This is a genomic window from Chitinophaga alhagiae, from assembly GCF_003568665.1.
Taxonomy (GTDB): Bacteria; Bacteroidota; Bacteroidia; order Chitinophagales; family Chitinophagaceae; genus Chitinophaga; species Chitinophaga alhagiae.
Map to the genome: position 1 here is coordinate 389,828 of NZ_QXMH01000002.1, position 15,839 is coordinate 405,666.

13 protein-coding genes and 1 tRNA gene are annotated in these 15,839 nt (G+C 52.7%); 13 read left to right on the forward strand and 1 reads right to left on the reverse strand.

From position 1 onward, the window contains the following. The first annotated feature begins 21 nt into the window (after positions 1 to 21). The 5 genes from D3A97_RS12555 to D3A97_RS12575 all read left to right on the forward strand — a co-directional run bounded on the left by D3A97_RS12555 (position 22) and on the right by D3A97_RS12575 (position 4,448). Entirely contained in the window at positions 22 to 624 is a 603-nt protein-coding gene (locus D3A97_RS12555) for an OmpH/Skp family outer membrane protein (protein ID WP_119078841.1), read from the forward strand. A gap of 83 nt (positions 625 to 707) precedes the next feature. Next, entirely contained in the window at positions 708 to 2,129 is a 1,422-nt protein-coding gene (locus D3A97_RS12560; protein WP_119078842.1) for an APC family permease, read from the forward strand. Between the two features lie 562 nt (positions 2,130 to 2,691). Continuing rightward, positions 2,692 to 3,297, forward strand: a complete 606-nt coding sequence (locus tag D3A97_RS12565; RefSeq protein WP_119078843.1) for a DUF4254 domain-containing protein — start codon at positions 2,692 to 2,694, stop codon at positions 3,295 to 3,297. Continuing rightward, positions 3,281 to 4,291, forward strand: a complete 1,011-nt coding sequence (locus D3A97_RS12570; protein WP_119078844.1) for a glycosyltransferase family 9 protein — start codon at positions 3,281 to 3,283, stop codon at positions 4,289 to 4,291. The genes D3A97_RS12565 and D3A97_RS12570 overlap by 17 nt, the downstream gene beginning before the upstream one ends. 86 nt (positions 4,292 to 4,377) lie before the next feature. Continuing rightward, positions 4,378 to 4,448, forward strand: a tRNA-Gln gene (locus D3A97_RS12575). Positions 4,449 to 4,594: 146 nt separating this feature from the next. Here D3A97_RS12575 and D3A97_RS12580 read toward each other — a convergent pair. After that, positions 4,595 to 5,560, reverse strand: coding sequence for a DUF6438 domain-containing protein (locus D3A97_RS12580; protein WP_157986513.1), 966 nt, complete (start codon positions 5,558 to 5,560; stop codon positions 4,595 to 4,597). A 152-nt stretch (positions 5,561 to 5,712) separates the two neighbouring features. Between D3A97_RS12580 and D3A97_RS12585 the strand changes: the two genes are divergently transcribed. From D3A97_RS12585 to D3A97_RS12620, 8 genes are all read left to right on the forward strand, one after another. Next, entirely contained in the window at positions 5,713 to 6,777 is a 1,065-nt protein-coding gene (locus tag D3A97_RS12585) for a LacI family DNA-binding transcriptional regulator (RefSeq protein ID WP_119078846.1), read from the forward strand. A 346-nt stretch (positions 6,778 to 7,123) separates the two neighbouring features. Then, the gene (locus D3A97_RS12590) at positions 7,124 to 8,521 is read left to right on the forward strand and encodes an aminotransferase class I/II-fold pyridoxal phosphate-dependent enzyme (protein WP_119078847.1); all 1,398 of its coding nucleotides are present in this window, start codon (positions 7,124 to 7,126) and stop codon (positions 8,519 to 8,521) included. Between the two features lie 67 nt (positions 8,522 to 8,588). Next, positions 8,589 to 9,935 carry a neutral/alkaline non-lysosomal ceramidase N-terminal domain-containing protein gene (locus D3A97_RS12595; RefSeq protein ID WP_119078848.1) on the forward strand — a complete coding sequence of 449 codons (1,347 nt, stop codon included), beginning with the start codon at positions 8,589 to 8,591 and terminating at the stop codon, positions 9,933 to 9,935. A 19-nt stretch (positions 9,936 to 9,954) separates the two neighbouring features. Continuing rightward, positions 9,955 to 10,911 carry an amidohydrolase family protein gene (locus D3A97_RS12600; protein WP_119078849.1) on the forward strand — a complete coding sequence of 319 codons (957 nt, stop codon included), beginning with the start codon at positions 9,955 to 9,957 and terminating at the stop codon, positions 10,909 to 10,911. Positions 10,912 to 10,923: 12 nt separating this feature from the next. After that, complete coding sequence (locus D3A97_RS12605) at positions 10,924 to 12,234, forward strand: ligand-binding sensor domain-containing protein (protein WP_119078850.1); 1,311 nt, start codon at positions 10,924 to 10,926, stop codon at positions 12,232 to 12,234. Between the two features lie 7 nt (positions 12,235 to 12,241). After that, complete coding sequence (locus tag D3A97_RS12610) at positions 12,242 to 14,392, forward strand: PVC-type heme-binding CxxCH protein (RefSeq protein ID WP_119078851.1); 2,151 nt, start codon at positions 12,242 to 12,244, stop codon at positions 14,390 to 14,392. Positions 14,393 to 14,460: 68 nt separating this feature from the next. After that, positions 14,461 to 14,811 (forward strand): high-potential iron-sulfur protein, encoded by a 351-nt coding sequence (locus D3A97_RS12615; protein ID WP_157986514.1) that lies wholly within the window; start codon positions 14,461 to 14,463, stop codon positions 14,809 to 14,811. A 26-nt stretch (positions 14,812 to 14,837) separates the two neighbouring features. Further along, on the forward strand, positions 14,838 to 15,734 hold the full coding sequence (locus tag D3A97_RS12620; protein ID WP_119078853.1) for a hypothetical protein: 897 nt from the start codon (positions 14,838 to 14,840) through the stop codon (positions 15,732 to 15,734). The last annotated feature ends 105 nt before the right edge of the window (positions 15,735 to 15,839 follow it).

Sequence of the window (15,839 nt, forward strand, 5' to 3'; positions counted from 1 at the left end):
TTAAAAAATCTACCGATCAACATGTACACTCGTCAATTTTTTGTGAAAAACGGACTCATCCTGGCGGCGGTAGCCGGAATATTTGCTGCCTGCCAACAGGGTAATAAACCTGCCGCTGCAAATGGCGCTGACTCTTCAGCGCAGTCGGGCAACGGCATTGAACAACGGCTGGCATACGTAGATATTGACTCACTTGAAGCGCACTACGATTATTTCAAGGAAAAGAAAGCGGAACTGGAGAAAAAGAAAGAGGCCGCCCAGAACGAGATCAGCGGTCGTGAGCGCCAGTTGCAGAACGAACTGTACGCATTGCAGCAGAAGGCCCCCACCATGACGCAGGCCGAAGGCCAGGCAGCGGAAGCCAGCCTGCAGAAAAAGGCCCAGCAGCATGAGCTGGACCGCCAGAATAAATATGCGCAGTTGCAGACGCAGGAAGCGCAGTTCAATGAAGACCTGCAGAAGCGCCTGGACGAGAGCATCAAGAAATACAATGCAGACAAGCGTTATTCTTTCATTTTCTCCTACCGCGCCGGCGCCAGCAACATTTTATATAAAGACGAGGCGTACGATATTACCAAAGACGTGATCAAGGAACTGAACGCTGCCACTCCCGCTAAAAAATAGTGCAGGAATGCTGAAATATATTAAATTTAATCCCGGCCTGAACAGCCGGGATTTTTTTATCAACCACTATATCAACCGCTACCATGTCAGCTAACCAAGAAAACGCCTTTAAACCAAGCCTCAGCCTGGTGGACGCCACCATGATCGTTGCCGGGTCCATGATCGGGTCCGGTATTTTTATTGTTTCTGCGGAAGTAGCCCGTTCCATGGGCTCCGCCGGGTGGATGATGGCCATGTGGGTGTTGGCCGGTGTGGTAACGCTGATAGCTGCGCTCAGCTACGGTGAGCTGTCTGGCATGTTTCCCAAGGCCGGGGGCCAGTACGTATACCTCCGCGAAGCCTATAACCCGTTTATTGCCTTTCTTTTCGGCTGGACGCAGTTTGGTGTGATACAGACCGGTACCATTGCGGCTGTGGCCATGGCCTTTGCCAAATACGTTGGTTACCTGGCGCCGGAGCTGGGAGAAAATAACGTATTGTTGTCAATCGGGGCGTTCAAACTGTCTGTTGCGCAACTGGTAGCCATTGCTTCCATCATTGTGCTCACCTATATCAATACAAAAGGGGTGAAAAACGGGAAGATCATCCAGACCGTATTTACCTTTACCAAATTGTTTTCCCTCTTTGGCCTGATCATTTTCGGCCTGCTGGTGGGCGCAAAGGCGGAGATATGGAATGCCAACTGGGCCAGCGCCTGGGCTAGCTCCAGCCTTCACATGACAGACAACGGGGAAGTGATTTCCACCGCATTGACCAGTCTTGCTTTTTTCGGCGCCATAGCCGTATCCATGAAAGGCACGCTCTTTTCCAGCGATGCCTGGAACAACGTGACCTTCATTGCCGGCGAGATCAGGAACCCGCAAAAGAATATTGGCCGGGCGCTGTTCCTCGGTACTTTTATTGTAACCATTATTTACGTGGCCGCCAACCTCATGTACCTGGCGGTGCTGCCTTTCAATGAGATCGCTTTTGCCGCGCAGGACAGGGTGGGCGTAGCCGCCGCCGAACGCATATTTGGCGCGGGCATTGGCGCGGTGACCATTGCGGTGATGATCATTATTTCCACCTTTGGCTGCAATAACGGCCTTATTCTTTCCGGCGCGCGCATTTACTACACAATGGCAAAAGACGGCCTTTTCTTCAAAAAAGCCGGAGACCTGAACCAGTTCAACGTACCCGGTTATGGCCTGTGGGTACAGTGCGTATGGGCCAGCCTGCTTTGCCTGAGCGGCCGTTATAACGATCTGCTGGCCATGGTGATATTCGGTGTGCTGGTATTTTACGTGATCACCATACTGGGCATTTTTGTATTGCGCAGAACACGGCCTGAAATGCCCCGCAGTTACAAGGCCTTCGGTTACCCGGTGCTGCCGGCGCTGTATATACTGGTAGCTTCCGCGCTGGCGCTGCTGCTGCTGAAATATGAATGGCAGTACGCTATACCGGGCCTCGGCATTATTTTGCTGGGCATCCCCTTGTATTTCATTGCATTAAGAAAAAAATAACGGCAAAAGCCCCGGCAACGGGGCTTTTCTTATTCGTATGGCCGGTGGCGTTAGGCTGCTGAACGTTTAAATACCGGGTTTACAGGTGTTTGCAAAACCGGTTTTGAAATTTTTTAAAAAATGCCTCACTGCAAAACTGTGGCAGCAGCGCGTACTAACTTTATACAAGCCTCCGGGAAGTAAGGAGCGCAATGCCAATTTAGTCTTGACTAATGCATAACAGTGAAACTGCGGCGTGTAACCCGAAAAACAATACCTGTAGAGAAGATATAACCAGATAAGACACGGAAAATCTGCACCACGGTTTTCCAGAAAATTATATTGATCATGCTTTGTTATTGGCTTGTTGCTGTCGTCACCAACAAGCTGATAACAGGCATGTTCAAAAAATTAATTCAAGCTGCTAATGATTATGAAAAAGCCCACTTTTTAGAGGACCATTAAGAGCCTACACAATTGCATTCTCGAACATTCACATGATTTATGCCCGGCACATTGTATCTACGATGTGCTTTTTTTTGCCTTTCATGGATCAAAATGCTAAGTTGATTACATTTGCTGCATGTTTACCGCACTTTGCATCCGCATTTTTGACCAGAGCATCGCTGATTATCACCGCTATGATGATATTCACCGGGCTATTGAAAACCCGTATGAAAAAAACGCCATAGAGCATTTGCTGTATGCCAAGAACTGGATAGATACGGTGCAGTGGCACCTTGAAGACGTGATCCGCAACCCGGAGATAGACCCGGTAGCAGCCCTGGGGCTCAAACGCTGGATAGACCGCTCCAACCAGGAGCGTACCGACATGGTGGAGTATATAGACAGTTATTTCCTTGACAAATACAAAGATGTGACGCCCCAGCCTGGTGCCGCCATCAATACAGAAAGCCCGGCCTGGGCCATAGACCGCCTTTCTATCCTCAGCCTGAAAATTTACCACATGCGTGAGGAGGCCACCCGCAAGGATGCCACCGAAGAACACCGCCGTGCCTGCCAGGGTAAGCTGAATATTCTGCTGGAGCAGCAGCGGGACCTTTCTGCCGCTATTGAAGCGCTGCTGGAAGACATCCTCCAGGGCCGCAAATACATGAAAGTGTACAAGCAGATGAAGATGTACAACGATCCTTCGCTCAACCCGGTGTTATATGGCCAAAAGCCGTAATTCGCACACCATCCTGGCCATCCGCTTTTCGGCTATGGGAGACGTGGCCATGACCATTCCTGTGATGAAGGAAGTGCTGGCCGCCGACCCGGAGCTGACCATCGTTTTTGTAACCAATAAGAACTGGGGCGCCCTGTGTGAAGGCATTCCCCGGCTGATATTTTACCCGGCAGACCTGAAAGGCGCGCACAAGGGCGTACCTGGCCTCTACAAGCTCTTTGCGGCCCTGCGCAGGGATCATCCCGCCATCAGCGCCGTGGCTGACCTTCATCATGTATTGCGCTCCCGGATCGTACGTTCCTTTTACCGTTTTTTGGGCATTCCCGTGGCTGTTATAGACAAGGGGCGCAAAGGGAAGAAAGAACTGACCCGGAAGGAAAACAAGGTGCTGAAACCGCTGGAAACCACTATTTCCCGGTACCGCAGGGTATTTGCCGAGCTAGGCCTTCAAACGGCCGTTGCGGCACCTGTTCCCCGCCATTTGCCCGCCCGTAAACAGATAGGTATAGCACCCTTTGCAACATATAAAGAGAAAACATATCCATTGGCTAAAATGGAGGAGGTAATACGCCAGTTGCTGGAAAAAGAGGCGGCAGACATCCTCCTGTTCGGCGGCGGCCACCATGAGGTGGAGCAGCTGCAGCAGCTGGCTGAAAAATATCCCGCGCTCAGGGTTGTAGCCGGCCGCCATCACCTGCAGCAGGAGCTGGAGATCATCAGCCATCTTCATGTCATGGTGAGCATGGACTCCGCCAATATGCACCTGGCCTCGCTGTTCGGCGTGCCGGTGGTGTCCGTATGGGGCGCCACGCATCCCTTTGCAGGCTTCATGGGCTTTGGGCAGCCGGAAGAGAACGCGGTGCAGATAGACCTTTATTGCCGGCCCTGTTCTGTGTTCGGGAACAAGCCCTGTTTCCGCGGGGACCATGCCTGCATGGAACAGCTGGCCCCGGAACGCGTGGTGGAGCGCGTGCGTGAAATACTGGCGGGGTAAGGGATTGAGCCGGTTTTGGTAAAAAAAGAGCAAGATTTTTTTGCAGAAATGAAAAAAAGTATACTTTTGCAATCCCAACAAACGATTGCCCCATAGTATAATGGTAGTACGACAGATTTTGGTTCTGTTTGTCTTGGTTCGAATCCAGGTGGGGCAACAACACTCAGGCCCGCTGCAAACGAAAGTTACAGCGGGCTTTTTGATGCGGCAAATAGACTGGGTTGTAATATCTTGGATCAATATCTTTTCCTTGCGTTCATACAAAATGAGTGAAGAAAAAAACACCGTAATCACCATTAACAATTATTGTTTCACCTTACTTGTACTCACCAGTTCCCATTTAACAGCAGCCTTTAACGCAAGTATGCGCTTGTATAACATACGCAGGCCGTAGGTGCCTTCCATGCCGTAATCCGTGATGCTTTTGCTGCCGCCGTTGTTGAAATAAACCGTGGTGTGAGCTGTAGCCAGGTCATACACATTCTTCAGGCTGTATTGATCAGCCAACGTATGAAATGCCGCGGCGCGTAGCACCTGTTGCAGCTCTTCCACTTGCGCAGTGGTAAGGTGGGCGGAAAAAGCGTCTTGCACCATCACTGCCTGGTCTTTTTCTTTTACAATGCGCAGCATGGTGTATTGAAAGCGGCCATCGGCGTAAATGCGGATAAATGGTGTTCTGTTGCCCGTCCAGGAGGAAGAGGAGTGGTAGGTAACAGCGTCGAATTTCAAAGCATGGTCAGCCATAGGCCTGTACTCCATGAAATCGCCCAATTGAAAGGCGAGTGTATCCTTCATGTAACTTTCACGCCAGGATCTGCCTGGGTTATTCTCTATCTGCCCGTATTCGAGCAACTGCCGGCCATCTTTTTCCACTATGGCAATGCTATGAGGAAATATGCTGAACGCACCGCTAACGAGCGTGTGGGTCAGCGTGTCTCCGGTGCTGATGAATGCTACCACAGCATTTTGAAAGCGCATGAGGCGGCCGTTGAAAAGGAGGTCTTTTTTCCCGTCTCCGTTAAAATCATGCAGCAGCCATTTTGTGCGGGAAACGGTTTCGCCAAAAGCAAGATCTTCCGGGAGGTATCCCCTTTCCTTAAATACTGCAAGCTGGTCAAAGTCGATATTGTTCCAGTAAAGCCGCTGCCGGAGCGCTATGTCTTTCACATAAACAAGCACTTCTTCGTCCGTACTCAGTTTAGCCATGTCCGTTTGCGAAAAGGCGGGAAGCGTACTGCACAGGAAGCATAAAAGGAGTAAATGTCTCATAGGGAGTGCTGGTTTACATCGTTTGTTTAAATGTAAACAAAATTGACAACTTAGGCTGAAATGAGCATCCTTTATTGTGCTGCCCGCGCCTGCCAGGGCCACCCGTCATTTTTTCCGCAGATATGTTATATTATTGTAGCACAAATGCTGCTATGAATAAGAAAGATGCCGGTGAACTTTCCGGTGTAAAGGAAATTGCAAGAAGGGCCGGGGTGTCTGCCGCTACGGTAGACCGGGTGATCCATAAACGGAAAGGCGTTTCAAACAAAACGCGTGACAGGATCAATGCCATTATTGCGGAGCTGAATTACCAACCCAACCTGCATGCGCAACGGCTGGCCTCCCGCAAGGTGGTGCATATTGCCACGCTCGTTCCGGAAAGCTCTGATGAAACCAGCTTTTGGGTGGGGCCGCTGAAAGGCATTGAAGAAGCAGAATTGGAAGTGATGCAGTACAGCGTGAAGGTGCATAAGTATTTTTATAATCAGAATAACAAGAAGTCTTTTGTAAAACAGGCTAAAGCCATCCTGAAAGCAAGGCCTGATGGGGTTTTGCTGGCGCCTTCCTTTATGGAGGAGTCTGTGCATTTTGTAGAGGACTGCGAGGCGCAGGGCATACCTTACGTGCTGATGGACTCGGACATTCCCGGCCGCAGCAACCTGAGCTACATTGGGCCTGACCTTTACCAGAGCGGCCTGCTGGCGGCCCATCTCAGCAGTTACCTGTTGCAGGAGGGAGACAAGGTGCTGATCGTCAATATTTCAAAAGAGATAGATAACGATCACCACCTGTTGCGCAAGGAAGAAGGGTTCAGGGCGTATTATAAAGAGCATGGCCGCGAAGGCATTATCATCAAGCGGGATATTCACCAGTTGGACCATGCTTCCATTGAGGCCGGTATTTCCAGGGAGCTGCAGCGGAACAGGAGCATCCGCGTTATTTTTGTGACCAATTCCCGCGTATCGGCCGTGGCGGCTTATGTACAACGGCTGCCGCAAAAGGTGATACTGATCGGCTATGATTTTCTGAAGGAGAACATTGACTACCTGCATGACCGTACCATAGATTTCCTGATCTGCCAGAAACCCCAGCAGCAGGCTTACAAAGGCGTGATGGCGCTGTACCAGCACATTGCGTTCTCCGCCCCATTGGAAAAAGTCCACTATATGCCCATAGATATTATTACAAAAGAAAACTTCTCTTCCTACGAGAAGTAGGTGACCCTCCCTGGTACGAAATTTTTTTCCGGTGCCCTTGATGGCACTGAAACCGCCTGTGGTATTGTGTTTAAATCCAACGAAACAGGCTAAATATTGCCCTGGGTTCAGTCAAAAACAGAGAAAATTGAAAATTCTTTAAAATTTACGGGCACGTGCCCGTAAATTTGCGTACATTAGATTCCGGAAAGAACGATCAACCAGGATTGATATCCGCCGGCCCTGGCGGAGGTGACAATGGCATGTTCTATGCATCATTAGAGGTGGTGAAAAACTACAGTAAAAAGAAGGTGTTCGGCTAGGTGAATTTGCAACTCAATTCCTATCAATACTAAACCCGGTATACATGGAAAAAAATATTTCGCAAAACGGTGCTCCGAACCCGCGCCGCTCTTTCCTGAAATCTTCAGGCGCGCTCACGGCAGGCCTGCTGCTGGGCAGCACCCTCAAAGCCGCAGACACCTTCCACATCAACGGCAGCGCCGCCACGCCGGCCATATTGGGCGGTGACCCGGTGCGCCGCGCCGCCTGGACAAAATGGCCTATCTGGAAACCGGAAACAGATGAGCAGCGCGTGGTAGACGTGATCAGGAGCGGCATCTGGTCAAGGGCCAGCGTAGTCACAGAATTTGAAAAGGAATGGGCCGCCGCACTGGGTGTAAAAAGGAGCCTTGCCGTTGTGAATGGCACCAATGCCCTGGTAGTAGCGCTCAACCAGTTGCATATCAAAACCGGCGATGAAATTCTGGTACCGCCTTATACCTTCATTGCCACCATCACCGCGGTACTCTCCAACGGCGCTATGCCGGTCTTCGTGGATATAGACCCGGATACCTACCAGATAGATCCTGCCAAGCTGGAAGCAAAGATCACCCCGCGTACCAAAGCCATCATGCCCGTACACATCCTGGGCCTGCCGGCGGATATGGACCGTATTATGGCCATCGCAAAAAAGCATAACCTGGTAGTGGTAGAAGATGCTTGCCAGGCGCACCTTGCGGAATATGGCCATAAAAAAGTAGGCACCTTCGGCAACGCCGGCTGCTTCAGCTTCCAGAACTCAAAAAACCTGGCCATTGGAGAAGGCGGCGCCGTGGTGAGTGATGACGATGCCTTTATGGACCGTTGTTTTTCTTACCAGAACTATGGTTATCCATATGGTACCATGGCCGGTGTAGTAGGAGCGGGCAGCACCATGCAAGGCACCAAGGTGCGCCTCACGGAATACCAGGCGGCTATTGGCCTTTCGTTGCTGAAAAGGCTGGATGCGGAAACTACTGCCCGCAACAACAACGCGGCGTATCTGAAGTCGCAGCTCGGCGGCATCCCCGGCGTGCGCCCGTATAAACTGTATGATAAAGTTACAAGGGGAGCGTTTCACCTGTTTCCCTTCCGGTATAGTGAAGCGGCGTTCAAAGGCCTGCCGCGCGAAGCGTTCCTGAAAGCCATGCGCGCGGAAGGCATACCCTGTTCCGGCGGGTATACGGTGCTCAATAACCAGCTTTTCCTCAAAGATGCATTTGAGTCTAAAGCGTATCAGAACTCCTACCCGAAAGAACAGCTCAATTTCGAAAAATACGTGGCAGACAACCGCTGCCCGGAAAATGAAAAGTTGTGCAAAGAGGCCGTGTGGTTTACGCAAAACATGCTGCTGGGGCCTAAAACAGATATGGACGATATTGCCGCGGCCATTGCCCGCATTCAAAAGAACGCAGACAAAATAAAGCTGGCCGCAAAAACATAAACATCAGCCCGATATGAGTACGCATCACACATTTCAATTGAAAAAATTGAGAACAGGTCTCTTTTGCATGTTACTGCTTGTCTATCTCAACTGCCCCGCGCTGGCGCAAGGCGGGTGGAAGGCAGGCGCGGCCAGGGTAAATATCACGCCCACCGAAAACATGTGGATGGCAGGTTTTGCCATGCGTACCAAACCTGCTGAAGGGAAAATGCACGAGTTATGGGCCAAGGCCCTGGCCATGGAAGACGCGCAGGGCAAAAGGGTATTGCTGATCACCTCGGACCTGCTGGGTTTTCCCAAATCCATTTCAGACCGCATCCGCAACGCCATTCAGGCAAAATATAAACTGCAGCGCAGCCAGGTGATGCTTAACAGCTCCCACACGCATTCCGGGCCGGTAATTGGCGATGCGCTGTCAGACATCTATCTCTACGGCCCCGATCAGGCAAAACTTGTTGAGCAATATTCCGCCGAGCTGGAAACAAAAGTGACGGACCTGGCCGGTAAAGCGCTGGCAGACCTTGAGCCGGCTGAACTGTATGTACAGAACGGGGTCACGCGTTTCCAGGTGAACCGCCGCAACAATAATGCGGGCCTGCTGCCCTGGGTGTCAGACCTCAACGGCCCTAATGATTATGCTGTGCCGGTTATCAAAGTGCAAACACCGTCCGGAAAACTGAAAGCGGTGGCCTTCGGTTATGCCTGCCACCCAACGGTATTGAACGGGTATCAATATTCAGCAGACTACCCGGGTTTTGCTATGCTGGAACTGGAAAAAACGTATCCTGGTGCTACGGCGTTGTTTTTCCAGGGCGCCGGCGCTGACCAGAACCCGCTCCCCCGCGGCTCGGAAGCACTGGCCAAACAATACGGCAAAGAGCTGGCTGCGGCTGTAGAAAGGGTATTGGAGGAAGACATGAAGAAGCTGACGCCCGCTATCACCACGGCTTACGCAGAGGTGCGCCTGCCCTTTACCAACCTGCCGGATGAGGTCAGGCTTACCCAGCTGGCTACCGCCGGGCCGGAGGGCTACCCCCGGCGCTGGGCGGCCCGCATGCTGGCCAAAGTAAAAAGCAACGAACCGAGAGACAAAGATTATCCCTACCCGGTAGAAGTATGGAAGCTGGGAGACCAGCCGGTGATAGGGCTGGGCGGGGAACTGGTGGTAGACTACAGCATCAGGCTGAAAGAGATCTTCGGGCTGGATGTTTTTGTGATGGGTTATTGTAACGATGTGATGTCTTACATCCCGTCTTCGCGGATATTGCGGGAAGGCGGGTACGAAGGCTCCATGGCCTGCATGGTGTACGGCCTGCCCACCGCCTGGAGCCCCGAAACGGAAACCATCATTCTGCAGGAAGTGATAAAGCTGGCCAAAGAAGCGCAAATACCGCTCCGGCCGGTTGTTCTTTAAAAAAATACCGATCATCCATATGAGTACAATGCCATTATCACGCAGGGAATTTATTGCAGGTGCAGGCATACTGCTGGCCGGCACGGCCCTGAAGCTGCGCGGCGCTGGGCTGCCGGAGCCGGAAGCGGAACAGTTGATAGACATTCATCAGCACATCAGCTATATGGGCCGCACTGATGCGGACCTGATGCATCACCAGCGGGCGCTGGGCGTAACCCGCACCATTATGTTGCCTTCCGGCACACCGGTAAGCAGGCCTTCCACGCATGAGGGCAAGTCTAACGGGCTGCAAGCCAGGGCCGGTGGCAATGAGGCCTGCTACCAGTTGGTGCAGCAATACCCCAAAGAGCTGCTGTTTGGCGCTAACGAGGTACCTGACCTGCCTGGTGCTACCGCGGAAATTGAAAAGTACCTCAAGCTGGGCGCGGTGGTCATAGGCGAACTGAAATTCGGGGTGGACTGCGATTCAAAGGAAATGCAGCGCATCTATGAGCTGGCGCAGGCTTACAACGTACCGGTGCTGATGCACTGGCAGTTTAACATGTACAACTACGGCTTTGACCGCTTTCATAAAATGCTGGAAAAATACCCGAAGGTCAACTTCATTGGGCACGCACAAACATGGTGGGCCAATGTGGATAAAAGCTATACAGATAAGCTGGGCCTCTATCCTAAAGGGAAGATCACGCCCGGCGGCCTTACGGACCGCCTGCTGAGCAATTATCCCAATATGTATGCAGACCTTTCCGCCGGCTCGGGCCTTAACGCTGTTGCGCGGGATGAAGAGCACGCAAAAGCATTCCTGAAAAAGCATCAGAACAAGCTGATGTACGGCAGCGATTGCCTGGATGTTACAGCGGAGCTGAAAGACTGCTCCGGTGCGGGTATGCTGGCCGAGGTCAGGAAGCTGGCGCCGGATAAAAAGGCGTTGAACAAAATACTGTACAAGAATGCGAAACGAATATTCCGGTTATAGAAAAATCAAGCAATGATACCAGTAGAAACAGTTACAGACAAAGCACTGACAGCAAAGCCATATTTTTCCGGGTTCGGACTGGCCCATGACACCTACAACGCCATTACAGCAGCCAGCAATGGAAAAATTTATTACGTGCTCTCATCGGAGTCTTATGACAAGGGAGGGCAGATATATGTATACGATCCGGCTACAGACCGCTCGGAATTTCTGGCGGACCTTACGGAGATATGCGGGGAAAAAGACGCCGCCACTATTCCGCAAGGCAAAAGCCACGTGCGTTTTCATGAAAGCGGGGGTAAGCTGTATTTCGCCTCGCATGTAGGGGTGTATGAAATGATAGACGGTATGGAACGGCTGCACGTGCATGCGCCGGAAGGTTATAAACTGTACCCCGGCGGGCATTTTCTTTCATATGACCTGGATACAGGCCGGTTTGAAGACCTGGCTATTGCCCCCGAGGGCGAAGGCATTATTACCATGACCATGGACAAGGAAAGGAAACAATTGTACGCACTTACCTGGCCATTGGGTTATTTCATCCATTACAACATACAAACCGGGGAGTTGAAAAACCTCGGTCTGACCTGTGCCCGCAGTGAGGCCGGAACGGTGGGAGACGACTACCGCACTATCTGCCGTTCCATGTTCGTAGACCAGGAGAAGGGGAACGTGTATTTCTCCACCGCGGAAGGTTCCATCTTTACCTATCACCCTGCCGCCTCCGCACTGGAAAAGCTGGAGGGCATAGACCTGAAGATGGACTACTTCGGTACTTACGATGCCACACGCCCCGGCAGCATGGGCTATAACTGGCGTAAGATATTCTGGTACGCGCCTGAAAAGGTAGCATACGGCGTGCATGGCAACTCCGGTTACCTGTTCCGTTTTGATCCTGCTGAAAGGAAAGTGGAGATCGTGGACCGCATTGCGTCTTCGCTTTCCCAGAAAAGCGGGATGTATGACCAGTTTAGTTACGGTTACCTGGGGTTCATTCTCGGCCCTGACGGGGAAACCATCTATTACCTCACAGGCGGCCCGGTGTATGAGAACGGCAAAAGGGTAACAGGGGCCAGCCAGATAGCCAAGGGAGCCGCCAAAGGCATAGAGAACCTGCACGTGGTTACCTATCACCTGCCTACCGGCACGTATAAAGACCATGGCGCTGTGTTCTACCCGGACGGCGGCCGCCCCACATACGTCAATTCCATTGCTATTGGCGCGGACGGTAATATCTACACCCTGGCGCGGTTTAACTGGCGGGGCAACGAGATCCAAGACCTGGTGAAGATACCGAACCCTTTTCGCTTAAAAATTTCCTGAATCCACTATGAAAAAAATAATAACAGACTGCAACATGAAGAACAGGCGTATTTTTTTAGCTATTGGCGTGGCGCTGCTGGCCGCATGTAACGAGCCGCGGTACAAAGGCCCGCTGTCACCGGAAGAGTCCATTAAAACGTTTGATGTGGCGGAAGGTTTCAAGGTAGAGGTTTTTGCGGCGGAGCCTTACGTGAAAGATCCCGTTGAAATGGTGTTTGATGAAGAAGGGAACTGTTTTGTGATGGAAATGGGAGACTATCCGTACAAGCCGGAAAAGGGGCGCGGAACGGGCAAGATACGCCAACTGAAAGATATGGATGGGGATGGAAGGATAGATTCCGCCATCGTGTTTGCCGAAGGCCTGCCCAGCGGCACCAGTATGCTGCCCTGGCGGCAGGGCCTGCTGGTAACGGCGGCGCCTGACATATTGTTTATGAAAGATACGGATGGAGACGGGCGGGCAGACAGTACGGAAGTGCTGTTCACCGGTTTTTTTGAAGATAATTCCGAAGCCCAGATCACCAGCCTACGGTATGGGGTAGACAACTGGATCTACGCCAACAACAACGGGCAGAAAGGGCAGGTAAAATTCATGCGCAAGCCGGATGCGCCGCCGGTGTCTGTTGGCGGCGGAGACTTCCGTTTCCGGCTGGATAAAGGTTTGTTTGAAGTAGAGTCCGGCGTGGGCCAATTCGGCCTGGCTATGGACGACTACGGGCATCGCTTCTTCACCCAGAACACCTTGCATATACAAACGGCGCCTATTCCCTGGCGTTACCTGCACCGGCATAATTACCTGCCGGCCTACAGAGGCGTGGCCAATATTTATAAAGACACGCCGGTGGTATACCAGTTGAGCGAAACACCGTACTGGCGGCAGGAGCGTACGGACCGGCGGCAGCAGGCGTACGATGAGCAGGGCCTTGGCAGAAAAGAATACGCGCGGGAGCATTTTACCGGCGCATCGGGCGGTACGGATTATAACGGCGCGGGTTTCCCGCAGGAGTATTACGGCTCCGTGTTTACCGCGGAAGTGGCCTGCAACCTGATACACCGGGACCAGATAGACACCTTGCACAATGGGCCTTTCTTTGCGGCAAGGCGGCCTGAAAAGGAGCTGAAAAGAGAGTTCCTGGCCGCGTCAGACCCCTGGTTCCGCCCTGTGAACCTGGCCAATGCACCGGATGGCTGGCTTTACCTGATAGACATGTACCGCCAGCATATAGAAACACCGGTGTCCATCCCGGAAGACCTGAAAACGGATATGGACTTTATGTTGGGCAACCAGTACGGCCGCATTTACCGCATTGTGCCCACCGGCGCCACCGTGCGGCACAACGTAAAGCCGGGCCTCCGCGGCAAGTCAACGGAAGAGCTGGTGGCGCTGCTGGGTAACGGCAGCCGCTGGTGGCGTGTAAATGCGCAGCGCCTGCTGGTAGAACGGAAAGACCCCGCCGCCATTCCCATGCTCAACGCGCTCTATACTTCCGGCAACGCCGGCGAAAAAGCGCGGTTGCATGCATTGTACACCCTGGAAGGGCTGGATGCGCTTAACAGCGGGCTGGTAACGCAGGCCATGAATGACCAGGCGCCCGGCATCCGCGAACATGCCGCCATACTGGCGGAGCGCTACCCGGCGTGTTTGCCTGCGCTGGTGAAACTGAGTGAAGACACGGTGCCACTGGTAGCCTTTCAGGCCACACTAAGCCTGGGCCAGTTCCCTGAAAGCAAAACAGCGGAAGCGCTGGTGGCCGTATTGGAAAAACATGCAAAAGACAGATGGTTCCAGTCTGCCATACTCAGTTCCCCTGCCGGCATCTCCATGCAGTTCCTGACCCGCCTGCAGGCTTCCGGCGCGCTGAACAAAGAGGGCCGTTCAGATAAAGGCGGGTATCTCACCACTTTTGCGCATGCCGTTGCCGCGCGCAACACGGCAGGGGAGGTGAGCCGTTTGTTGGGAATAGCGCTGCAATTGAGTGAAAAATACCAGGTAGCCATTTTGGGCGGTGTAACTACCGGCTTGAAAGCCGGCAAAAGCAAAACCGCTCCCGATGCGGCGTTTGGCCCCGCGCTGGCGGCACTGGAGAAAAGTACGGACGGTAAGGTGAAGGCGGCCGCGGAGAAATTGTCCGCGTCATTGAAAGAAACAGGAAAATAAAACGCCGGCCGTAAAACTGCCGGGAAAAATATTCGCATAAAAAAGGGAAAGTGCAAAAACACTGCATGATGGAAAAACAGCATTATTCGCGCCGTTCGTTTCTGAGCAATACTTTTTCATCCGGTCTGCTACTGCTCACAGGCGGCCTGCTGGCCGCAGGCTGCGGTGGCGGCAAAAAAGAAAATAAAGCGGAAGAAGAGCTGACCTCCTGCCAGGACTATAGTCACCTGATGGAAGAAGACCTGGCGGCGAGGAAGAAACTGGGATATACAGATGCTTCTCCCGATCCCGAAAAATACTGCAGGCTGTGCAACCTCTACAAGCCCCCCAGGGAAGGGGCCAAATGCGGAGGGTGCCTGCTGTTCAAGGGGCCGGTAGAAGCAGAGGGCACCTGTACGTACTGGGCGCCCCAGACCTGACAAATGTACCAATAAATCATACCGTCATGATGAAACGCTTGTCAACACTTGTGGTACTGGCTTTGCTGTGCCAATACCTTCTCTTTGCCGGTAACGGCCCGGGCAACGGGCCAGGGCAGCAGCCTGTACGGGGCACCTACAGCGGCTTGCCGCGCCTCGCTAATGACCGGGCAGACCTGCCCCGCCTGCTGGCCGAGCTGAAAGACATTCACGCCAATACGTACAACTGGCTGATATGGACGCGGGCAACGGATTGGGAAGACCTGCAGGCCTTTCTGCCCATGGCCCGCAAAGCCGGTATCACAGTATGGGTAACGTTGGTGCCGCACTCCGAATCTCCTCCTCATGCAAAATATTTTTCAGAACCCTTCCGGCTCGATTTTGAACGCTGGGCCAAAGAGCTGGCCGCGCTCAGCCTGAAAGAGCCTGCCCTCACCACCTGGAGCATAGATGATTTTGTACACAACCTGCAGGCGTTCACCCCTGAATATGTTGGCAGGTTCATCGCGGCGGCCAGGGCTATTAATCCCAAACTGGCCTTCATTCCCTGCTGTTATTACCGGCAGATCAATGCGGCCTTTTCATCTGCCTACGCGCCTTTCCTCAGCGGTGTGCTGTTCCCCTACCGCGCAGAATCCGTAAAGGCCAGTCTTGCAGACGCCACACAGGTAAAAGCGGAAATAGATACCATCAAACAATTGTTCGGGGCCTCGTTCCCCGTAGTACTGGATATATACGCCACTGCGCACAGCCGCCTGGGCGCGTCTACGCCCGGGTACGTGAAAGAAGTGCTGAAGGCGGGCATGCGGCATGCAGACGGCGTGTTTATCTATTGCCATCAAGACCCCGCAACGCAACAGGAGAAGTACGCCGTGATCAGGGAAGGATTTGCGCGGGGAGAGAAAGGCAAACGCATTCCATAAAGCAACAACAGGAACATACGGCCGGTGAATGGCCTGCGTGCAACAGGAAAGACCAGGAAAATAAACAGACACTCACCTCAAACAAAAGACGCTCAGCCAGGGATT